Source organism: Streptomyces sp. ICC1, assembly GCF_003287935.1.
In the GTDB taxonomy this organism is placed as follows: domain Bacteria; phylum Actinomycetota; class Actinomycetes; order Streptomycetales; family Streptomycetaceae; genus Streptomyces; species Streptomyces tritrimontium.
This window is the reverse complement of record NZ_CP030287.1, coordinates 1,862,672-1,883,225: the sequence shown is the minus strand read 5'-3', so window position 1 is coordinate 1,883,225 and position 20,554 is coordinate 1,862,672. Positions and strand designations below refer to the sequence as shown.

Annotated in this window: 19 protein-coding genes, 1 tRNA gene and 2 pseudogenes; 11 read left to right on the top strand and 11 right to left on the bottom strand. The window is 73.9% G+C overall.

The window, feature by feature from the left end:
- Nucleotides 1–85: 85 nt before the first annotated feature.
- Nucleotides 86–1,417 (top strand): glycoside hydrolase domain-containing protein, encoded by a 1,332-nt coding sequence (locus DRB96_RS08895; protein WP_112447931.1) that lies wholly within the window; start codon nucleotides 86–88, stop codon nucleotides 1,415–1,417.
- A 60-nt stretch (nucleotides 1,418–1,477) separates the two neighbouring features.
- Here DRB96_RS08895 and DRB96_RS08890 read toward each other — a convergent pair whose 3' ends face one another.
- The 4 genes and pseudogenes from DRB96_RS08890 to DRB96_RS08875 form a co-directional block, all read right to left on the bottom strand.
- Nucleotides 1,478–2,020 (bottom strand): pyridoxamine 5'-phosphate oxidase family protein, encoded by a 543-nt coding sequence (locus tag DRB96_RS08890; protein WP_112447930.1) that lies wholly within the window; start codon nucleotides 2,018–2,020, stop codon nucleotides 1,478–1,480.
- Nucleotides 2,021–2,056: 36 nt separating this feature from the next.
- Nucleotides 2,057–2,600 (bottom strand): annotated as a pseudogene (locus DRB96_RS08885) (VWA domain-containing protein); the annotation flags it as partial.
- 185 nt (nucleotides 2,601–2,785) lie between these two features.
- Nucleotides 2,786–3,967, bottom strand: a complete 1,182-nt coding sequence (locus DRB96_RS08880; RefSeq protein ID WP_239517712.1) for an acyl-CoA dehydrogenase family protein — start codon at nucleotides 3,965–3,967, stop codon at nucleotides 2,786–2,788.
- Nucleotides 3,964–5,652 (bottom strand): AMP-binding protein, encoded by a 1,689-nt coding sequence (locus DRB96_RS08875; RefSeq protein WP_112447929.1) that lies wholly within the window; start codon nucleotides 5,650–5,652, stop codon nucleotides 3,964–3,966. The genes DRB96_RS08880 and DRB96_RS08875 overlap by 4 nt, the downstream gene beginning before the upstream one ends.
- 97 nt (nucleotides 5,653–5,749) lie before the next feature.
- Between DRB96_RS08875 and DRB96_RS08870 the strand changes: the two are divergent.
- Nucleotides 5,750–6,148 (top strand): annotated as a pseudogene (locus DRB96_RS08870) (flavin reductase family protein); the annotation flags it as partial.
- Nucleotides 6,149–6,195: 47 nt separating this feature from the next.
- Here DRB96_RS08870 and DRB96_RS08865 read toward each other — a convergent pair.
- Nucleotides 6,196–6,879, bottom strand: a complete 684-nt coding sequence (locus tag DRB96_RS08865) for a PadR family transcriptional regulator (protein WP_112447928.1) — start codon at nucleotides 6,877–6,879, stop codon at nucleotides 6,196–6,198.
- Nucleotides 6,880–6,995: 116 nt separating this feature from the next.
- Between DRB96_RS08865 and DRB96_RS08860 the strand changes: the two genes are divergently transcribed.
- Genes DRB96_RS08860 through DRB96_RS08850 form a run of 3 tightly spaced genes read left to right on the top strand, consistent with a single transcriptional unit; the run spans nucleotide 6,996 to nucleotide 9,799 of the window.
- Nucleotides 6,996–8,126 carry an LLM class flavin-dependent oxidoreductase gene (locus DRB96_RS08860; RefSeq protein WP_112447927.1) on the top strand — a complete coding sequence of 377 codons (1,131 nt, stop codon included), beginning with the start codon at nucleotides 6,996–6,998 and terminating at the stop codon, nucleotides 8,124–8,126.
- 3 nt (nucleotides 8,127–8,129) lie between these two features.
- A complete protein-coding gene (locus DRB96_RS08855) occupies nucleotides 8,130–8,870 on the top strand; it encodes a glucose 1-dehydrogenase (protein WP_112447926.1) in 741 nt (246 codons plus the stop codon).
- A complete protein-coding gene (locus DRB96_RS08850) occupies nucleotides 8,867–9,799 on the top strand; it encodes an alpha/beta hydrolase (protein ID WP_239516032.1) in 933 nt (310 codons plus the stop codon). The genes DRB96_RS08855 and DRB96_RS08850 overlap by 4 nt, the downstream gene beginning before the upstream one ends.
- A 5-nt stretch (nucleotides 9,800–9,804) precedes the next feature.
- Here DRB96_RS08850 and DRB96_RS08845 read toward each other — a convergent pair.
- Nucleotides 9,805–9,877: transfer RNA gene (locus DRB96_RS08845), tRNA-Ser, on the bottom strand.
- A gap of 117 nt (nucleotides 9,878–9,994) precedes the next feature.
- On the opposite strand from DRB96_RS08845, the gene DRB96_RS08840 reads away from it, so the two are divergent.
- On the top strand, nucleotides 9,995–10,303 hold the full coding sequence (locus DRB96_RS08840) for a hypothetical protein (RefSeq protein WP_112447924.1): 309 nt from the start codon (nucleotides 9,995–9,997) through the stop codon (nucleotides 10,301–10,303).
- A 36-nt stretch (nucleotides 10,304–10,339) separates the two neighbouring features.
- Here the strand turns inward: DRB96_RS08840 and DRB96_RS08835 are convergent, their stop codons facing one another.
- The 4 genes from DRB96_RS08835 to DRB96_RS08820 are packed head-to-tail and all read right to left on the bottom strand — an operon-like array spanning nucleotide 10,340 to nucleotide 14,129.
- Nucleotides 10,340–11,497, bottom strand: a complete 1,158-nt coding sequence (locus tag DRB96_RS08835) for an acetyl-CoA C-acetyltransferase (protein ID WP_112447923.1) — start codon at nucleotides 11,495–11,497, stop codon at nucleotides 10,340–10,342.
- A gap of 25 nt (nucleotides 11,498–11,522) precedes the next feature.
- On the bottom strand, nucleotides 11,523–12,149 hold the full coding sequence (locus DRB96_RS08830) for a TetR/AcrR family transcriptional regulator (protein ID WP_112447922.1): 627 nt from the start codon (nucleotides 12,147–12,149) through the stop codon (nucleotides 11,523–11,525).
- 49 nt (nucleotides 12,150–12,198) lie between these two features.
- Nucleotides 12,199–12,984 carry an SDR family oxidoreductase gene (locus tag DRB96_RS08825; RefSeq protein ID WP_112447921.1) on the bottom strand — a complete coding sequence of 262 codons (786 nt, stop codon included), beginning with the start codon at nucleotides 12,982–12,984 and terminating at the stop codon, nucleotides 12,199–12,201.
- Entirely contained in the window at nucleotides 12,981–14,129 is a 1,149-nt protein-coding gene (locus DRB96_RS08820; protein WP_112447920.1) for an acyl-CoA dehydrogenase family protein, read from the bottom strand. Before DRB96_RS08820 ends, DRB96_RS08825 begins: the two co-directional genes overlap by 4 nt.
- 76 nt (nucleotides 14,130–14,205) lie before the next feature.
- Between DRB96_RS08820 and DRB96_RS08815 the strand changes: the two genes are divergently transcribed.
- The 3 genes from DRB96_RS08815 to DRB96_RS08805 are packed head-to-tail and all read left to right on the top strand — an operon-like array spanning nucleotide 14,206 to nucleotide 17,185.
- The gene (locus DRB96_RS08815) at nucleotides 14,206–15,060 is read left to right on the top strand and encodes an enoyl-CoA hydratase (RefSeq protein WP_112447919.1); all 855 of its coding nucleotides are present in this window, start codon (nucleotides 14,206–14,208) and stop codon (nucleotides 15,058–15,060) included.
- Complete coding sequence (locus DRB96_RS08810) at nucleotides 15,060–16,205, top strand: acyl-CoA dehydrogenase family protein (protein ID WP_112447918.1); 1,146 nt, start codon at nucleotides 15,060–15,062, stop codon at nucleotides 16,203–16,205. Before DRB96_RS08815 ends, DRB96_RS08810 begins: the two co-directional genes overlap by 1 nt.
- The gene (locus DRB96_RS08805) at nucleotides 16,205–17,185 is read left to right on the top strand and encodes an acyl-CoA dehydrogenase family protein (RefSeq protein ID WP_112447917.1); all 981 of its coding nucleotides are present in this window, start codon (nucleotides 16,205–16,207) and stop codon (nucleotides 17,183–17,185) included. The genes DRB96_RS08810 and DRB96_RS08805 overlap by 1 nt, the downstream gene beginning before the upstream one ends.
- An 89-nt stretch (nucleotides 17,186–17,274) precedes the next feature.
- Here the strand turns inward: DRB96_RS08805 and DRB96_RS08800 are convergent, their stop codons facing one another.
- Nucleotides 17,275–17,928, bottom strand: a complete 654-nt coding sequence (locus DRB96_RS08800) for a response regulator transcription factor (protein ID WP_112447916.1) — start codon at nucleotides 17,926–17,928, stop codon at nucleotides 17,275–17,277.
- A gap of 245 nt (nucleotides 17,929–18,173) precedes the next feature.
- Between DRB96_RS08800 and DRB96_RS45860 the strand changes: the two genes are divergently transcribed.
- Both DRB96_RS45860 and DRB96_RS08790 read left to right on the top strand, forming a co-directional pair.
- Entirely contained in the window at nucleotides 18,174–19,214 is a 1,041-nt protein-coding gene (locus DRB96_RS45860; RefSeq protein WP_112447915.1) for a transglycosylase family protein, read from the top strand.
- A gap of 125 nt (nucleotides 19,215–19,339) precedes the next feature.
- Complete coding sequence (locus DRB96_RS08790) at nucleotides 19,340–20,545, top strand: histidine kinase (RefSeq protein ID WP_162688485.1); 1,206 nt, start codon at nucleotides 19,340–19,342, stop codon at nucleotides 20,543–20,545.
- Nucleotides 20,546–20,554 lie beyond the last annotated feature (9 nt).

Below are 20,554 nucleotides of genomic sequence, written 5' to 3'. Positions count from 1 at the left end.
GGGGACGCCCGCTGGGCCGGACGGGCCAGTCGCGGGGCTTCTCCACTCGGAGGAGGGGCCCCGCATTCTGGTAACAGTGGGTCACATGTTGTCCTCCCACATGATGTTGAGCTGCCTGCTGGGCGCCGCGCTGCTCTCTCCCGTCCCCCTCGGGACCGGCGAACCGCCAGCCGGCGCAGCGAGCACCGAGCCGCGCACCGAGCCGGGCGCCGCCGACGGCCGTACGGTCGACTACCGCGGGCTGCGGCTCAGCGTCCCCGCCGACTGGCGGGTCGTCGACCTCGACCGGAACCCCGAGGCCTGCCTGCGCCTCGACCTGCCCACGCTCTACCTCGGGCACGCCGGCACCCAGGGCGAATGCGCGGCCGGCCGCGCCGCCGCCCCCCGCGCCGACACCCTGCACCTGGAACCCCTCGAAGGCGCCCCGCCGCGCGCCGACATCCCGACCGTCGGAGGGGACGAGGGCGACCCGCTGCCCAAGGTCCGGGGCGACAGCAACGAGCTCCGCTACGCACTGCGCCGCGCCGGGCTGATGGCCACCGTCTCCTACGCGACCACGCCCGAGTCCGTACGGGGCGTCCTCGGACGGGCCCGCGCGTTCCTCCCGCCCGCGGCCCCGGGCCCCGCACCCGCCGAGCCGGCCGTCGCGACCGGCCCGGGCCCCCGTACCGCCGTCCAGGAGCCCTACACCGGCGAGGGCTTCGACGCCTGCACCGCCCCCACCCAGCGGGCCATGGACGCCTGGCGCGGCGACTCCCCCTTCGGCGCCGTCGGCGTCTACATCGGCGGCCGCGCCCGGGCCTGCGCCCAGCCGCAGCTCACCGCCGGGTGGGTCGACCGGCAGACCGCGGCGGGCTGGCACCTGATGCCGATCTGGGTCGGCCCCCAGCCCTGGCACAGCTCCTCCACCGGCCTGTCCACCGACCCCTCCGAGGCCAATGAGCAGGGCCGGGCCGCCGCCGACGGCGCCGCCCAGGCGGCCAGGGCCCTGGGGCTGGCCGAGGGCACGGTCCTCTACAACGACGTGGAGAACTACACGGACCGGGCCACCTGGGACGCCCCGGTCGTCGCCTACCTCACCGCCTGGACGGTCCGGCTGCACGAACTGGACTACCGGGCGGCCGCCTACGTCTCGGCGAGCTCCGGGGCCAAGGCGCTGAGCGCGCACTACGCCCAGGCCCCGGAGGCCATGCCCGACGTGCTGTGGGTGGCCCGCTGGAACGGCGCGGCCTCCGTCTCCGACGCCGACCTGGGACTGCCCCAGGGCACCGGGCAGTGGGCCGGCGCGCGCCGGGCCCACCAGTTCCGGGGCGACCACGACGCCACGTACGGCGACGTGACGATCAACATCGACCGGAGCTGGGTGCACGTGGGCGAGCAGCAGGCCCCGAAGAAGGGCCGCCTGCCGCTCAGCTAGTGCTGTGGCCCAGTGCTGTGGCCCAGTGCGGTGACCGGAAGGGTCCACGGGGTCCGCCGGTCAGCCGGCCGGCGGCTCCTCGGGGACCGGCTTCTCGGGAACCGCCTCCTCGCGGACCGGCTCGTCGTCGTCTCCCCGGCGCAGGGTGCGCAGGCCGTGCTCCGGGGTCCACGAGCGCACCACGAGGTCGTCGCCCTCGACGCCGACGTGGACGACCTCCGTCAGCTCGGTGCGGAAGAGGTCGAAGGGGTGCGGGGACTCGGTCTCCTCCGCGTACCGGTGGAGCTCGGGCGGCTCCACGATCTCCACCGCCCGCCCGGCGATCCGCACGTCCCCGTCGGGCATCGTCTCTCCCGCGCCCGGATTGGTGTGCAGGGCGAAGCGCGGGTCGCGCCGCAGGTCCTTGCCCTTCATCGAGCCGGGCATCATGCCCAGCCACAGCTCGCCGCCGCGGATGTCGACATTGAGCCCGGTCGCGCGGGGGGACCCGTCCTTGCGCAGGGTCGCGAGGACGTGGTGCGGGAACTGCGCGAAGCGGGCCTCGACGGCCGCCGCGAAGTCCGGTTCCGCCGTCTCGAACACGGCCCAGTTGTTCGTCGTCATACGTCCATCAAAGCGCGAGGTGCCCCCGGCCGCCGCTCAGGCGCGCACGATGCCCGCCGCCCGGGCCGCCGCCAGCCATGCCGGGAACTCCCCGACCAGGCGGTCGTACAGCTCGGAGTCCGCGACGGTCCGCGGGTCCGGGCCGGCGTGGAAGTAGCCCGCGTTGTCCACGACCCGTTTGCCCGGGACGGGCAGTTCGTCCAGCCGCCGCAGGAAGTCGAACTGCGAGCTGCGCGTGTTCCCGAAGCCGACGAACTGCCAGAACAGCGGGAGAGCGGCCGCCTTGCACAGGTACTTCTCCGCGGCGAGCTTGTTGATCGGCCCGCCGTCGGTCTGGAAGACCACGAGCGCCGGAGCCGCGGAGCCCGAATCCAGGTAGTGGTCGATCACCGCGTCCATCGCCGCGTGGTAGGCCGTCTTGCCCATGTGGCCGAGGTGAGAGGGGATCTCGGTGAACCGCCGCCGGTATGCGCGTGTCGTCATCCAGATGTGCGGGCAGGCCCGACACCTGATTGGTACGGGCCTGCTCGCGGTAGCGCTGGTGGTACGGGCACATCGATCTGGAGTAGTCCAGGACCAGTTGGAGTTCTCTCCCGGATGAATCCGGAAGACTCTCCCTCGGATTGCTCCGAGGAGTTTGACAGGGCACGCCTGTCCGGCCACGACCCTCCCGGCCGCAGGAGCAAGTGCGAGACCTGCTCTGGTTGTTGGGGACTTGGTTATCGTCCGCAAACCATGCGGTGAGAGTAGCAGATGCTGTGTGCGTCAGCGTGCCGACAGCAGGCCGAGCAAGGCCGCCAGCCGTTCACGGTGCGCGGCCGGGGAGCCGAAGAGCTGCGCCGAGCCGTGCGCGCGCTTGAAGAACTCGTGCGCCTCGTGCTCCCAGGTGATGCCGATCCCGCCGTGCAGCTGGATCATCTCGCCCGCCACGTACGAGAAGGCCTCCGAACAGGCCGACTTGGCCGCGGCGGCCGGCGCCGGGGCCGCGTCCGCGGCGGCCGCCGCGAGCGCGAGCGAGCGGGCGCTCTCCACCGCGGTGTACATGTCGGCCAGCCGGTGCTTGATCGCCTGGAAGGAGCCGATGGGCCGTCCGAACTGCACCCGGTCCTTCGCGTACCGGACCGTCGCCTCCAGCGCCCGCGCCGCCGCCCCCGCCTGCTCGGCGGCGAGCGCGGTGCAGGCCAGGTCCCGGACCCGGGCCAGGACTCCGGCGCCGTCGGACGAGAGCAGCCGGGCCGGGGTCCGGTCCATGGTCAGCTCCGCGAGCGGCCGGGTCCGGTCCATGGTGGACCGTACGGTGAAGGCCGTCGGCGGGGCGGTGAGTTCGAACAGGCCCAGCCGGCCGCCGCCCTGGCCGGGCCCGGTGCCGGGCGTGGGGGCAGCGGTGGTGCCGGGCTCGGTCGCGGTGGCGAGGGTGGCGAAGGCCAGCAGCAGGGACGGCTCGCTCGGGCCGGTCAGTACGTACCGCTTGGCGCCCGTGAGCAGCCAGTCCGGCCCGGCCGGCTCCGCCCGGGCCGCCAGATCGCCGGCCTCCCAACTGCCGCGCCGGGCGCCCGGGGCCGGACCGGATCCCGTCTCCGGCCCGCCGTCGGGGCGCCCGCCCTCCTCCGCCCAGGCCAGCGCCCCCACGGCCGTCCCCTCCGCCAGCCCGGGCAGATGCCTCGCGCACGCCTCCCGGTCCCCGGCCGCCAGCAGCGCCCCCACCGTCAGCACCGCCGAGCCCAGATACGGTACGGGGCTCAGCGCGCGCCCCAGCTCCGCCATGACCACCCCGACTTCGGCGGCCCCGCAGCCCAGGCCGCCGTACTCCTCGGGCACCGCCAGCGCGGCCGCGCCCACCTGGGCCGTCAGCGGGGCCCAGGCCGCGTGGCCGGGGTGGCGGGCGAGCACCGCCCGTACCGCGTCCCGCAGTTCCGCCTGCTCGGGGGTGGGCGCCAGTGTCCTCACGCCGACTCCCCCCGGGCCGCGCGGCGCAGCTCCGTCTTCAGCAGCTTGCCGCCCACGCCCCGCGGGAGCTCGGCCAGGCGGGTGAACCGCCGCGGCACCTTGAAATTGGCCAGCCGCTCCCGGGACCAGGCCGTCAGCTCGTCGGAGGTGACCGGCCCGGTGGTGACGACGTAGGCCACCCCGACCTCGCCGAGCCGCTCGTCGGGGGCCCCGACGACCGCGGCGTCGGTGATGGCGGGATGGGTGAGCAGCACGTTCTCCACCTCCGCGGGGTAGGCGTTGAAGCCGCCCACCACGTACATGTCCTTCAGCCGGTCGGTGATGGCGAGGTAGCCGCGCCCGTCCAGGACGCCGATGTCCCCGGTGCGCAGCCAGCCGCCGGGCAGCACCACCTCGGCGGTGGCCGCCGGGTCGTCCAGGTAGCCGGGGGTGACGTGGTAGCCGCGGACCTGCACCTCGCCCGGCTCCCCGGCGGCCAGCACCGCGCCGAGCGGGTCGGCGATCCGCACCTCGGTGCCGGGCAGCGGCGGTCCGACGGTGTGGGCGAGGGTCCGGGCGTCGGCGTCGGTGGGGCAGACGGAGACGACCCCGCCGGATTCGGTGAGCCCGTACGCGGTGAACACCTCCGGCGCGCCCAGTGCGGTGCGGATCTCCTCGACGAGGGAGGCGGGCACGGAGGCGGCCCCGGTGCCGGCCAGGCGCAGGGCGGAGAGGTCGTACGAGGTCCGGCGCGGGTGGCGGACCAGGCCGTGGAAGACGGTGGGCGGCCCCATCAGGCAGGTGACGCGCTCGGCGGCCATGCGCGCGAGGACGCGGTCGGCGTCGTAGACGGCCTCGGGGAGCATGGTGGCCCCGCGCAGCAGGCAGGCGAGCACGCCGGCCTTGTAGCCGAAGGTGTGGAAGAAGGGGTTGACCAGCAGGTACCGGTCGCCGGCGCGCAGGCCGACGAGGCCGGACCAGGAGGCGTAGAGCCGGACGGTCTGGCCGTGGGTGGTCATGACGCCCTTGGAACGGCCGGTGGTGCCGGAGGTGTAGAGGATGTCGCAGAGGTCCCCGGGGCGTACGGCGGCCGCGCGCGCGGCCCGCTCCTCCTCGGTGACGGACTCGCCGGCCCGCAGGTACGCCTCCCAGCCGAGGGTGGCGGCGGTCGTGGCGGCGCCGCCGCCTGGGCCTTCACCCCCTTCACCTCCTTCGCCTCCTTCACCCTCTTCGCCTCCTTCGCCGCGCAGGATCACGGTGGAGGCGAGTACCCCCAGGTCCTCGCCGGAGGCGTGCAGCGCGCGGGCGTAGTCGGTGCCGAGGAAGCCGCGCTCGGTGAAGAGCGCGCGGGCGCCGCTGCGCCGGATGACGTCCGCCGCCTCGGCGGGCTTGTAGCGGGTGTTGACCGGGACGAGGACGGCTCCGACGCCCACCGCGCCGAGGGCGGCGGTGATCCACCGGCGGCTGTTGGGGGCCCAGATCGCGACCCGGTCGCCGGGCCGGACGCCGTGGGCGATCGCGGCGCGGGCGGCCCGGTGGATCTCGGCGGCGAGCCGGGCGAAGGTCCAGCGGACCTCGCCGTCGGCGAGCGCCTCGAGCTCCCCGTGCGCCGCGGCGGCGTGGTCGGGGAGCCGGGCGAGCGTGGCGGGCGGCTGCGGCTGCGCCTGCTGTGGCCACGGCGGCTGCTGCGGGGGCGGTGGTGGCATCGGACCCTCCCTACTTGACGAGCGAGCGTGGGCGGTATCCAATCACAGGTGTTTCGGTTAGGCATATACCTAGTAGGAATAATCAGGGGAGGTTCTCATGTCCGACATGAAGTCGGTCCTGTCCAGCTTCTGCACCGGGGTCGCCGTCATCACGGCACGCGAAGCCGACGGCCGTCCCGTCGGGATGGCCGTGCAGTCCTTCTCGTCCGTTTCGCTGGACCCGCCGCTGGTCTGCTTCTGCCCGGCCCGTACGTCCACCACCTGGCCGAGGATCCAGGCCGCCGGCGCCTTCGCCGTCAACATCCTCGCCGCCGACCAGCAGGACCTGTGCCGCCGGTTCGCCGTCACCGGGGGCGACAAGTTCGCCGGCGTCGCCTGGCGCGCGGGCGGCAACGGCGCGCCCCTCCTGGACGGGGTGCTCGCCTCCGTCGCGTGCGATCTGGAGGCCGTCCTGGACGGCGGCGACCACGCCATCGCGCTCGGCCGGGTCACCGCCCTGGCGGCGCACCGCGAAGGCGCTCCGCTGCTCTACTTCCGGCGCGCCTACGGGCGCTTGCCGGCCGCGCCGGACTTCCCCGCCCCGTCGGGCTTCCCCGCCGTGCCCGGTCCGCCGGTCCCGGCGCCGCCCGGGTTCCGGCCCGCCGCCAGCGCCTCGATGTCGTCGAGCATGGCGGCGGCGAGGTCGCGCTCGGAGGCGTAGTAGCGCTCCGCCCACTTCAGGGTGAGCGTCGGGTACGCCCACGAGGCCTCGTCCTTGGCCCCGTCCGCGTCGGCCACCGCGCGCCGGCGCATCTTCTCCGCGAACTCCTGGTGCTGTACGAGGACTTCGCGCATCTGCTCCGGCTCCAGCAGGTGGCCCAGCCATAGCCGCAGCATCGGCCCGTGCTTGAGCACCGGCGGGTCGACGGGCGCCTCGCGCGCCCATTCCCGTACGGCCGCCATGCCCTCGCCGGTGATCCGGTACACGCGCTTGTCGCGGGTGCCGGTCTCCTGGGCGACCATCCGCGAGGAGGCGTAGCCGGCCTTCTCCAGCCGCTTGAGCTCGCTGTAGATCTGGCTGAAGGACGGGCTCCAGTAGAAGAAGCGCAGCGACCAGTCCGACCACTTCTTCAGGTCGTAGCCGGAGAGCTCCTCTCCGAAGGAGAGCAGCCCGAGCACAGCCCAGCTGGTTGCCGGGAGCGTGCGCTTGTTCGTCTCGTCTGCCGCCTGGTTCGCCACGCAGCGCAGTCTACGACCGGTCTTCGCGGTGACTCTTCCCCCGGTGAAGTATGACTGCTAGAAGTATTCCTAATCGAAATACATCGTTCACGTGCCGTGCCCGGTGCACGGCTGGGAGGTTCCCCATGAAGTTCTCGATGATCTTCGAGGCCCAGCTCGTCGACCCGACCCCCGAACGCGAACGCCAGGTCATCCACGACTGCGTCGAACAGGCCGTGTTCGCCGAGGAGATGGGCTTCGACCGGATCTGGGCCGTCGAGCACCATGCCCTCACCCAGTACGCCCACATGAGCGCCTCCGAGATCTTCCTGACCTGGGTCGCCGCCCGCACCCGGAGGATCCGCATCGGCCACGGCGTCGTGACCATGCCCTTCGGCTACCAGCACCCCGTGCGCGTCGCCGAACGCGCCGCCATGCTCGACGTGCTCTCCGGGGGCCGCGTCGACATCGGCGCCGGGCGCGGGGCCACCCGCCAGGAGATGTCCATGTACGGGGTCCGGCCCGAGGACACCTACCCGCAGATGGAAGAGGCGCTGCGGATCTTCTCCTCGGCCTGGCGCGAGGAGCGGTTCGAGTGGCACGGCTCCATCGACATCGGACCCGGCGCGATCCTGCCCCGCCCGGTCCAGGGCCCCCACCCGCCGCTCTTCATGGCCTGCTCCAAGCACGACACCCTCAAGCTCGCCGCCGAACTGGGCATCGGGGCACTGGTGATGGGCTTCGCCGGCGCCGACGACGTCCGCGCGATGCGCAAGGTGTACGACGAGGCCATCGCCACCCGCACCGGCGACCGCTTCGTCTCCACCGAGGTCAACGACCACCTCTCCGCCCTCTGCCCGACCATCGTCCTCGACGACGCGGAGCGCGCCCTGCGCCTGGGCACCCGCGGCCAGCGCTTCTTCGCCGAGTCCATCGCGCACTGGTACGGCAACGCCCCCGCGCCCACCGGCTACTCCGAGGAGGAGAGCGCCGAGGACCACGTGGCCGCCCTGGAGCGCGGCCGCGAGGAGCTCGTCGCCACACTGCACGAGGCGAACATCCCGGCCCGACCCGTGGACACCGGCACCTACAACGCCGAACATGCCTACGGAAACGCCGGGACCGCCATCGCCTACGTCGAGCGGCTGCGCGAGATCGGCGTCGACGAGGTCATGTGCCTGATCCAGATGGGCACCGTTCCGCAGGAGGCGTGCATGGAGACCATCCGCCAGTGGGGCGAGCACGTCATCCCGCACTTCCGCGCGCTGGAGGGCTGAACCGTGTCCGCAGGCTCCGTCCGTCTCGACGGCAAGGTCGTCGTCATCACCGGCGCAGGCCGCGGCCAGGGCGCCGCCGGGGCCCGGCTGTGCGCCGAGGCCGGCGCCCGGGTGGTCGTCACCGACGTCCGGGAGGAGGAGGGCCGCGAGGTCGCCGCCTCGCTGGGCGGCCAGGGGCTCTACGTGCGCCACGACGTGGCCGAGGCGGACAGCTGGGCGCAGGTGGTCCGCGAGGCCGTACGCGCCTTCGGGACCGTCTCGGCGCTCGTCAACAACGCGGCGCTGTGGCGCACGGCCCACGTGGAGCGCCAGGGCCTCGAGGACTTCGAGGCCCTGCTGCGGGTCAACCTGCTCGGCCCCTTCCTCGGCATCCAGGCGCTGGCCCCGGTGCTGCGCGCCGGCGGGGGCGGCTCGATCGTCAACGTCTCCTCCACCGCCGGACTCAAGGGCATCCCGGGCCACGCGGCGTACGGGTCGACCAAGTACGCGCTGCGCGGGCTGACGAAGTCGGCGGCGCTGGACCTGGCCGGGGACGGGATCAGGATCAACTCGGTCCATCCGGGGGCGATCGACACCCCGATGGTCAGCGGGGCGGTCGCGGGGCGGGACTGGTCGCACGTGCCGCTGGGGCGGATCGGGCGGCCCGAGGAGGTCGGGGAGCTGGTCCTCTTCCTCTGCTCGGACGCGTCCTCGTACATCACGGGGGCGGAGTTCACGGTCGACGGGGGGATGACGGCGCGATGAGCGACTCCATGGGCGTCACGATGGGCGGCTCCTTGTCCGGGGCGGCCCGCCGGCTGTGCGACGCGATGTCGGCAGGCTTCCCCGGGCCGGGCGACGTGGCGGCCCTGCGGGCCGCCGCCGCGGCGGGCCGGGATCCGGGCCGGGCAGCGGGCGTGGAGGTGGCCTCGGTGCGGGACGCGGTCGCGGACGGCGTCCCGGTCCGGATCTACGATCCCGCGCCGGGCGCCGCGGGCCGCCCCCTCGTCGCCTGGTTCCACGGCGGGGGCTGGGTGATGTGCGGCCTGGACACCCACGACGCGCTGTGCCGGGCGCTGGCCGCGGCCTCGGGCGCGGTGGTGGTCTCCGCGGACTACCGCCTCGCCCCCGAGCACCCGTGGCCGGCGGCGCCGGACGACGCGCTGACGGTGCTCCTGTGGGCCCGCGCGCGGGCCGCCGCACTGGGCTGCGACCCCGCGAGGCTGGTGGTCGCGGGGGACTCCAGCGGGGGCAACCTGGCGGCCGTGACCGCCCTGCGGGCCCCCGAACTGATCGCGGGCCAGCTGCTGTTCTACCCGCCGCTGGACGCGTCGATGGACTCGCCGTCGGTGGCCGGGTTCGGGGAGGGGTACTTCCACACGGCGGCCCACATGGCCTGGTACTGGGACCAGTACGTCGGCGGCGGCGACCCGGAACACCCGCACGTGTCCCCGCTCCGCGCCCCCGACCTGTCCGGTCTCCCGCGCACGCTGATCGTCCTCGCGGACTGCGACGTGCTGCGGGACGAGGGGCTGGCGTACGGGCGCCGGCTGGGGGAGGCGGGCGTGGACTGCGGCGTCCACCTGGTGCCCGGGGTCTTCCACGGCTTCCTGGGCCTGCCGCTCCCGGCCGCGGCCGGGGTGATCCGGGCGGCCGGGGCGTGGCTGGCGACCACGGCCACGGCCGCGAAGTAGAGGGGGGCTGGGCGGCCGGATTCGAACCGGCGTCCTTCCCTTAGCAAGGGATGCGCTGCCTCTGCGCTACGACCCAGCCCTTGCCCGAAGCTTAGCGCTGTGACCGGAAAGGTCCACCGGGTCGCGGCGCCCGGCACGGCACCTCGCCGCGGCCCCGGCCGCCGCGCACGCGGATATCCCCGGCATGATGTGCGCATGTCGATATCGGTCCCCGGGGTGCTGGCGCGCAACTCCCTCGCCCTGGCAGCGGAGTTCGCCGCCGTCCTGCTGCTGCGCGGCGACCCGTCGCACTGGCTGCCGGTCATGCTGGTGCTGTTCGCCTTCGTGTCCGGGGTGCCGAACGGTACCGAGGCCGGCTTCGTCCTGCGGACGGTGCTCGCGGGTGGGGCGGTGCTGATCGTGTGGTGCGGTGTCCGGGCCGGGGACGAGGTCCCCTGGCAGGTGCTGACCGGGGTCCTGGCCCTGATCCAGACGGTCGTGTTGACCCGGATCTCCCGCCGCTGACCGGTCCGCCGGCCGGTCAGCGGACCGGGGCGGAGGCTAGAGCCGCTCGATGATGGTGACGTTGGCCTGGCCGCCGCCCTCGCACATGGTCTGGAGGCCGAAGCGGCCTCCCGTGCGCTCCAGTTCGTGCAGGAGCGTCGTCATCAGCTTGACGCCCGTCGCGCCCAGGGGGTGGCCCAGGGCGATCGCGCCGCCGTTGACGTTGACCCGCTCCGGGTCCGCGCCGGTCTCCTTCAGCCAGGCCAGGGCCACCGGGGCGAAGGCCTCGTTGATCTCGACCAGGTCGATGTCCGAGAGGGACATGCCGGTCTTCTTCAGGGCGTAGGCCGTCGCCGGGATCGGCGCGGACAGCATGCGGATCGGGTCCTCGCCGCGGACCGACAGGTGGTGGATGCGGGCGCGCGGGCGCAGGCCGTGTTCCCGTACCGCCCGCTCGGAGGCCAGCAGCATCGCCGCCGCCCCGTCCGAGACCTGGGAGGAGACCGCCGCCGTGATCGTGCCGCCCTCCATGACCGGCTTCAGACCCGCCATCCTCTCCAACGTGGTGTCGCGGCGCGGGCCCTCGTCGACCGATACCCCGCCGTACGGCACGATCTCCCGCTCGAAGCGCCCCTCGTCGATCGCCCGCAGCGCCCGCTGGTGGGAGCGCAGGGCGAAGCGCTCCATGTCCTCCCGCGAGATGCCCCACTTCTCCGCGATCAGCTGGGCGCCGTGGAACTGGTTGATCGGGGAGTCCCCGTACCGTGCCCGCCACCCCGCCGACCCCAGGTACGGGCCTTCGGTGAAGCCCAGCGGCTCCGCCGCCTGCCGCGAGGCGAAGGCGATCGGGATCATCGACATGTTCTGGGTGCCGCCCGCGACCACCAGGTCCTGCGTTCCGGACATGACGCCCTGGGCCGCGAAGTGCACCGCCTGCTGCGACGATCCGCACTGCCGGTCGATGGTGACGCCCGGGACCTCCTCGGGGAGCCCCGCCGCCAGCCAGGCCGTGCGCGCGATGTCGCCCGCCTGCGGCCCCACCGTGTCGAGGCAGCCGAACACCACGTCCTCGACGGCCGCCGGGTCGATCCCGGACCGTTCGACGAGGGCCTTGAGGACGTGCGCCCCCAGGTCGGCCGGGTGGACCTCGGACAGGCCCCCCTTGCGCCGGCCCACCGGGGTGCGCACCGCTTCGACTATGTAGGCCTCGGGCATCAGAACTCCTCAGGGGTATGCGGGGTTACGTGCGTGTGGCGATGCCGTCCAGCACCATCGACAGGTACTGGCGGGCGATCTCCTCGGGACTGTGCTGGCCGCCCGGCCGGTACCAGGACGCCGCCACCCACACCGTGTCGCGCACGAAGCGGTAGGTGAGGCGAATGTCCAGGTCGGCGCGGAAGACCTCGGCGGCGACCCCGCGCTCCAGCGTCCCCAGCCACGCCTTCTCGAACTTGACCTGCGAGTCGGAGAGGTAGTGGAAGCGGGGCTGGGCGGAGAGGTGCCGGGATTCCTTCTGGTAGATCGCGACGGCGGCGCGGTGCCGGTCGATCTCCCGGAACGATTCGGTGACGAGGGCCTCGATGGTCTGCCGGGGTCCGAGACCGGCGGCGAGGACGGTGTCGTACCCCTCCCACAGCTCGTTCAGGAAGGCGGAGAGGATCTCGTCGAGCATCGATTCCTTGGAATCGAAGTGGTAGTAGAGGCTGCCGGCGAGCATCCCGGCGGCATCGGCGATCTTGCGGACGGTGGTGGCGTTGTAGCCCTGCGCGGCGAAGACCTCGGCGGCGGTGTCGAGGAGTTCGCGGCGGCGTTCGGGCGACGCCGTCACCTGGGGCTTCTTCTTGGCTGTCGGCTTGTTCGTTGGCACGCGCCCATTCTGGGCCAGCGGGAGCCGGGTCCGGTCGGCACGGCTTCCGCTAGGCGCGCTGACTGCTGACCGACACGGTCTCGCCCGTCATGTACGACGAGTAGCCGCTGGCCAGGAAGACGATGACGTTGGCGACCTCCCACGGTTCGGCGTACCGCCCGAAGGCCTCCCGGGCGGTGAGCTCGGCGAGCAGCTCCTCGCTGGTGACCTTCACCAGGTGCGGGTGCATGGCCAGGCTCGGGGCGACCGCGTTGATCCGTACGCCGAACTCCGCAGCCTCCAGCGCCGCGCAGCGGGTCAGCGCCATCACCCCGGCCTTGGCGGCGGCGTAGTGGGCCTGCCCGGTCTGGGCGCGCCAGCCGACGACGGAGGCGTTGTTGACGATGACCCCGCGCCCGGTGCCGGCGGCCCGCAGGGAGCGCATCGCGGCGCGGGTGCAGCGGAAGGTGCCGTTCAAGGTCACGTCCAGGACCCGCGACCACTGGTCGTCGGTCATGTCGACGAGGTTCGCCGTCCCGCCGAGGCCCGCGTTGTTGACGACGATGTCGAGGCCGCCGTGCGTCTGTTCGGCGAGCGCGAACAGCGCTTGGACCTGCTCCTCGTCGGTGACGTCGCAGGGCAGGGAGGCGACGCGGTCCGCGCCGAACTCCGCGGCCAGCGCGTCCTCGCTCTCCTTCAGGCGCCGGGCGTGGGCGTCGCTGACGATCACGCGGGCGCCCTCCTCCAGGAACCGCCGTGCGGTGGCCCCGCCGATGCCGGCTCCGGCGGCGGCGGTGATGACGGCCGTCCGGCCCGCCAGCAGCCCGTGCCCGGACACGTACTCGGGTGCGTTCACGCCCGTACCTCCTTGGGAAGGCCGAGGATGCGCTCGGCGAGGATGTTGCGCTGGATCTCGTCCGAGCCCGCGTAGATGGTGTCGGAGCGGGAGAAGAGGAAGAGCCGCTGCCAGTCGTCGAGGTCGTACGGGTCCCCGTGCGCGCCGGCGGCGACGAGCGAGGCGGCGCCGCACACGTCCATGGCCAGTTCGCCCAGGTCCCGGTGCCAGCGGGCCCAGTACAGCTTGGCGGCCGACGGGGCCGCGCCGGGCCGCAGGGCGCCGGCGCGCATGGTCTCCAGGCCGATCCAGGCCCGGACGAGCCGGTCGCGGATCAGCGGATCGGCCATCGCGCCGTTGCCGCGGGCCAGTTCGGCCAGGTTCTCCAGCTCGCGGCGGAAGCCGACCTGCTGGCCGAGGGTGGAGACGCCGCGCTCGAAGCCGAGGGTGGCCATGGCTACGGCCCAGCCCTCGCCGGGGGCACCCACGAGGTGGGCGGCGTCGGTGCGGGCCCCGTCGAAGAAGACCTCGTTGAACTCGCAGGTGCCCGTCAGCTGGGTGATCGGCCGGACCTCCACGCCCTCCTGGTCCATCGGGACCAGGAGGTAGGACAGTCCCGCGTGGCGCCGTGAGCCGGGCGAGGTGCGGGCCAGGACGAAGCACCACTGCGACTGATGGGCCAGCGAGGTCCAGATCTTCTGGCCGTCCACCACCCACACGCCGTCCACCAGGGCGGCCCGGGTGCGGACCCCCGCCAGGTCGGAGCCGGCGCCGGGCTCGCTGTAGCCCTGGCACCACAGTTCCTCCACGGCCCGGATGGGCGGCAGGAAGCGCCGCCGCTGCTCCTCGGTGCCGTGGGCGATGAGGGTGGGGCCGAGGAGCTGCTCGCCGATGTGGTTCACGCGCGCGGGCGCGTCGGCGAGGGCGTACTCCTCGTGGAAGGCGATCTGCTGCCCGGTGCTCGCGCCGCGGCCGCCGTATTCGACGGGCCAGCCGACGCAGGTCCAGCCGTGGGCCGCCATGTGCCGCTCCCAGGCGAGGCGTTCGTCGAAGGCCTCGTGCTCGCGGCCGGGTCCGCCGCGGCCCTTGAGGTCGGCGAACCCGCCGGTGAGGTGGGCCCGTAGCCAACTCCGAACCTCGGTGCGGAACTCCTCGACGCTGCTCATGGCCGTACGTTAACCTACCAAACACTTGTTAGGGAAGTTTGTGAAGGACGGAAGCTCCGTGAGCGAAGGAAGCCGGATGCCCGCTGCCCCCGACCCCGAGACGCCGGTGCTCTACGAGCGCCGCGGCCCGGTGGCGTACGTGACCATGAACCGCCCCCGCTACCGCAACGCGCAGAACAGCGCCATGACCTACGCGCTCGACGACGCCTTCTACCGGGCCGCCGACGACCCGGAGGTCAAGGTCGTGGTCCTGGCCGGCGCCGGCGAGCACTTCTCGGCGGGCCACGACATCGGCACCCCGGACCGCGACGCGCACCTGCCCTTCGAACGCCGCGCCGGCCTGTGGTGGGACCACTCGCGGCGCCCCGGCGCCGAATCCCGCTTCGCCCGCGAATCCGAGGTCTACCTCGGCATGTGCCGCCGCTGGCGCGAGCTGCCCAAACCCGTCATCGCCTCCGTCCACGGCGCGTGCGTGGCCGGCGGCCTGATGCTCGCCTGGGTCTGCGACCTCATCGTGGCGGGCGAGGACGCCTTCTTCGCGGACCCCGTCGTCCGCATGGGCATCCCGGGCGTCGAGTACTTCGCGCACCCGTGGGCGATGCCCCCGCGCATCGCGAAGGAGTTCCTGTACACCGGCGACCGGATGTCCGCCCGGCGCGCGTACGAGATCGGCATGGTCAACCGCGTCGTCGCACGGGCCGAACTGGCGCGGGAGACCGACCGCCTCGCCCTGCGGATCGCCGAGATGCCGAGCTTCGGCCTCGCCCTCACCAAGCGGGCGGTCAACCAGGCCGAGGACCTCCAGGGCCTGCACTCGGGCATGGACTCCGTCTTCGGCCTGCACCACCTCGCGCACGCCCACAACGCCGAGACGGCCGCGGACTCGCTCGGCGGCATGAACATAGCCGCCATGAAGGAGGCGAACAGCTGATGGACCTGAACCACGCGCCGGACGTCCAGGCCTTCCGCGCCGAAGCGCGCGCCTGGCTGGCCGCCCACGTCCCCGCCTCCCCCCTGCTCTCCCTGGAAACCGCGGAGGGATTCGCCGCCCACCGGGACTGGGAGGCCCTCCTGCACGCCCACCGCTGGTCGGTGGTCTCCTGGCCCGAGGAGTACGGCGGCCGCGGCGCCGGCATCGAGCACTGGCTGGTCTTCGAGGAGGAGTACTGGGCCGCCGGCGCCCCCGGCCGGGTCTCCCAGAACGGCATCAACCTCCTCGCCCCCACCCTCTTCGACCACGCCACGGACGAACAGCGCGCCCGCGTCCTGCCCTCCATGGCGAGCGGGGAGACGATCTGGGCCCAGGCCTGGTCCGAGCCGGAATCCGGCTCCGACCTCGCCTCCCTGAAGTCCCGGGCCGTGCGCACCGAGGGCGGCTGGCTGCTGTCCGGACAGAAGACCTGGTCCTCCCGGGCCGCCTTCGCCGACCGCGCCTTCGGCATCTTCCGCACCGACCCGGACGCCCCGAAACCGCACCAGGGGCTCACGTACCTGATGTTCGACCTGCGCGCCCCCGGCGTCACCGTGCGGCCCATCGGCCGGCTCGACGGCAAGCCCGCCTTCGCGGAGCTCTTCCTCGACGAGGTCTTCGTACCGGACGCGGACGTGATCGGCGAGCCCGGCCAGGGCTGGCGGATCGCCATGTCGACCACCGGCAACGAGCGCGGGCTCACCCTGCGCGCCCCCGGCCGCTTCCTCGCCGCCGCCGACCGCCTCGTCGGGCTCTGGCGCAGCACCGGCGACCCGGCGGACACCGCGCTCGGCGACCGGGTCGCGGACGCCGTGGTCGGCGCCCGCGCCTACCAGCTGTTCACCTGGGCCAACGCCTCCCGGTTCGCCGCCGGAGAGACCATCGGCGCCGAGTCCAGCCTCAACAAGGTCTTCTGGTCCCAGTACGACATCGCCCTGCACGAGACCGCCCTGGACCTGCTCGGCCCGCACGCGGAGCTCGCCGACGGCGCGTGGGCCGAACCCTGGGTCTTCTCGCTGGCCGGACCCATCTACGCGGGGACCAACGAGATCCAGCGCGACATCATCGCCGAGCGGCTGCTCGGCCTCCCGAAGGGCCGCCGCTGATGCGCTTCCTGCCGACCGAAGAACAGTCGGACTTCGCCCGCAGCCTGCACGGCCTGCTCGGCGCCTCGGACGTCCCGGCGGCCGTACGGGCCTGGGGCGCGGGCGACCACGCCCCCGGCCGGGCCCTGTGGACACGGCTCGCCGGGACCAGCCTGTTCGCCCTCGCCGTCGACGAGGCGTACGACGGGGTGGGCCCGCTCCCGCTGGAACTGTCGCTCGGCTTCGTGGAGCTGGGCCGCGCCGGAGTGCCGGGCCCGGCGGTGGAGACGGCCGCCGCCGCCGTCCTCCTCTCACGGCTCGGGGACGAGGCCCTCGCCAAGCGGTTCCTGCCCGGCCTCGCGGCGGGGGAGACCTCGGCCACGCTGACCCTCCCGGGCGCGGGACCGTACGCGCTGGACGCGGACGCGGCGACGCACCTGTTCACCGTGTCGCCGGCCGGGGAACTGCGCCTGGCCGGCCCCGGCCCGCTCCTGGCCTCCACCGACCCCGCCCGGCGCCTCTGCCTCCCGGAGGGCGGCGGCGAACTCCTGGCGGCCGGCCCGCACGTCACCGCGGCGGCCGCCGCCGCCGGAGACTGGGCACGGCTGCTGACGGCGGCCCAGTGCCTGGGCACCGGCGAGGCCCTGCTCGCCCGCACGGTGGAGTACGCCAAGCAGCGCACTCAGTTCGGCACCGCGATCGGCGGCTTCCAGGCGGTCAAGCACCGGCTCGCCGACACCCTGCTCGGCCTGGAGTTCGCCCGGCCGCTGCTGTGGGCGGCCGCCCTCTCCCTCGCCCCCGAGGAGGTCGCGGCGGCGAAGCTGACCGCGGGCGAGGCGGCGTACGCGGCGGCCATGACGGCCCTCCAGCTGCACGGCGCCGTCGGCTACACCGAGGAGCTCGACCTCTCGCTGTGGCTGCGCAAGGCCCGCCCGCTGCGCGACGCCTGGGGCACGCCGGCCCAGTGCCGGGCGGCGGTCCTCCAGGGGCTCGCGCGGTAGGTGCGGTAGGTACGGGGCGGGGCCGGTGTCCACCGCGGCGGACCCCGCCCGCCCGGGACCCCGTCCTGACAGGCCGTAGGCCCGGCCGGCTACGCCGCGCGGACCAGGCCGGCCTCGTGGGCCAGGATCGCGGCCTGGGTCCGGTTCGAGAGGTCCAGCTGCGTCAGGATCCGCGACACGTACGTCTTCACGCTCGCCGGTGACAGGTGCAGCGCCTGCGCTATCTGCTGGTTCGTACGGCCCTCGCCGACCAGCGCGAGGACGTCCCGTTCGCCGGGGGAGAGGGTGGAGAGCTGCTCGGTGTGGTCGGGGGTGCCGGTCCGGGTGTCCGCCCGCTCCAGCAGGGCCCGCATCACTCCGGGGGCCAGCGCGCTGCCGCCCGCCGCGACCGTGCGGATGCCGGCGAAGAGCTCCTCGGGGCGCAGGTCCTTCAACAGGAAGCCGGCCGCCCCCGCCCGCAGCGCGTCCAGGACCAGGTCGTCCGCCGTGTAGCCGGTGAGGACCAGGACCCGCGGCGGGTCCGGCAGCCGCAGCAGCCGCAGGGTCGCCTCCAGGCCGTCGACCCTCGGCATGACCAGGTCCATCAGCACCACGTCCGGCCGGTGCGTGCGCGCCAGCGGCACGGCCTCGGCCCCGTCGGCGGCCTCCGCGACCACCTCGATGCCGGGCGCGCTCCCCAGCAGGGTCACCAGCCCCGACCGTATGAGGCTCTGGTCGTCGACCACCATCACCCGGATCGCCATGTGACCCACCTCCCCTGAATCCCCGTCTCATCCCGGACATTACCGGCATATCGGGACCTCGGTCCCCACAACCCTCGCTCCCCAGTCCCCTTTTGCCGCCCCGCTTGTCCTCTTTAGGCGACTTCGGAGACCCCCTCTCCTCCCGGACGGTGGTGACCGAGGCCGAACGCACCGCCGCTCCATCCGCTCCACCGTCTCCACCCGATGCGCCGGCCTCGCCATGTCCCCGACGTCAGGAACCCCGCATGTCTCTCCCCTCTGCCCGCACCTTCGCCGGTCTCGTCGTCGCCGGCATCGCCGCCCCCGCCGCCGTGGGTCTCGTGGCACAGCCCGCGTCCGCCGCGTCGGTCGGCACGTGGGACAAGGTCGCCCAGTGCGAGTCCACCGGAAACTGGAGCATCAGTACCGGCAACGGCTACTACGGCGGCCTCCAGTTCTCCTCCGCCACGTGGGCGGAGTTCGGCGGCAAGCGGTACGCCCCGCAGGCCGACCGGGCCACCAAGGCGCAGCAGATCGCCGTCGCCGAGAAGGTCCTCGCGACCCAGGGCCCGGGCGCCTGGCCCGCCTGCGGCAAGCTCGCCGGCCTCCAGCGCGGCGGCCCGGCCCCCGAGGCGCCCAAGGCCCCCGCGGCCCCCAAGGCTCCCGCCGAGGGCACCGGCGCCTCCGCCGCCGGGAAGGCCTACAGCGTCGTCAGCGGCGACACCCTCGGCACGATCGGCTCCAAGCTGGGCATCGGCTGGCAGAAGCTGTACACCGACAACCGCTCCGTGATCGGTTCCGACCCGAACATGATCATCCCGGGCCAGCGCCTCGCGTACGGCTCCGGCTCCGGCGGCGGCTCCGACGCCCCCGCCGCACCGAAGCCCTCGAACTCCTCGAAGAGCGCCGGCGTCCTGCCCGTCTCCGGCGCCACCGTCTCCGCGCGATACCACCAGTCGGGCGGTTGGGCGGCCGGCCACCACACCGGCATCGACTTCGCGGTGTCCACCGGCACCCCGGTCAAGGCCGCCGCCGCCGGCACCGTCGTGTCCTCCGGCCGGCAGGGCGCCTACGGCAACGCCGTCGTCATCAAGCACGACGACGGCCGCCACACCCTCTCCGCCCACCTGTCCTCCGCGACCGCCTCCGCGGGCGAGCGCGTCCTGGCCGGCGAGCAGATCGGCCGGTCCGGCAACACCGGCAACTCCACCGGCCCGCACCTCCACTTCGAGGTCCGCTCCAGCAACAGCTACGGCGCCGACGTCAATCCCGTCACCTGGCTGAACGGCCTCGGCGTCTCCCTGTAGACACCGAGCCGGACCATCGGTGCGGCGTCCCCCCGGGATGCCCCTTCGGCGGAAGGCGGGCAACCTGGGGGGACGTTGTGACGCGCTTCGCGTCATTCATGTGCCCATGGGGGGGTGGTGGAGCCGTGCAGGCTGTGCCCGGTCGCGCCGGACAGCTCCTGGAACGCGGGCTGCGCACCCTGACCGGGGAGAGCGGCGGAGCGCCCGACCCGGTGCGCGCCCGCCGCACCGACATCTGCCTCGCCCTCCTGTGCGGGCTGCTCACCACCCTCAACCTCCACGACGTCCACCGCTTCGGCCTCGTCAGCGACTACCCCACGAGCCTGGCCGCCGGCTGGCTCGCGGCCGCCTCCCTGCTCTGGCGCCGCTCCCGCCCCTGGCTCCCGGCCCTCGTGGCCACCGCCGCGACCGTCGTCTCGGACGACCGCGGCCCCCTCGTCTTCGCCGCCTACGCCCTGGCCGCGTACGGCCGCGCCCACCGCTGGGGCGGGGTCCTGCTGATGGCCGTCGCCTACGCCGCCACCCGCGACCTCTTCCTGCCGCTCGGGTACGCCGGGCGCGACCCCGCCTCCTTCGTGCTCGGCTCCGTCCTCGTGCCCGCGCTGTACGGGGAGACGGTGCGGCGCAACCGGCGCGTCATGGCCGCGCTGCGCGAGCGGGCCCGCCAGGCCCACGCCGCCGTGGACCAGGCGGCCGACCTGGCCGTCGTACAGGAGCGCACCCGTTTGGCCCAGCGCACCCACGACGGCCTCGGCCACCGCCTCACCGCCCTCACGATGCAGGCCGCCGCCCTGCGCCTGGACGCCGGGGCCGACCCCCGCGTGCGGGAGGGGGCCGCGGCCGTGGAGGAATCGGCCCGGGCCGCGATGGCGGAGGTCAGGGAGGTGCTGGACATGCTCACCGACCCCGCGGGCAGCCGGTCCCACACCTCGCCCGTGGACGTCGGCCGCTTCCTCGGCTCCCTGGCGCGGAACATGCGGGCCACCGGCATGGAGATCACCCACCACACGCAGCCCGGCCTCGGGGCCTTCCCGGCGGCCGACGGGCGGCTGCTGCTGCGGATCGCCCGCGAGGGGCTCACCAACGCCGCGAAGTACGCCCCCGGCTCCGCCGTTCGGATGAATCTGTACACCGGGGACGGGGAGGTTCGCCTGGATGTGGTGAACACCGCGCCCGAGGGGGAACGGATCGTCCTCGACTCAGGCGGGATGGGCATTCCGGGGCTCCGGGCGGCCCTCGCGGAGGTGGGCGGCAGACTGCGCTCCGGGCCCGGTCGGGACGGAGGTCACATGCTCGCCGCGACACTCCCCGACCGACGTGTGCTAGCTTAGAGCTCGTTG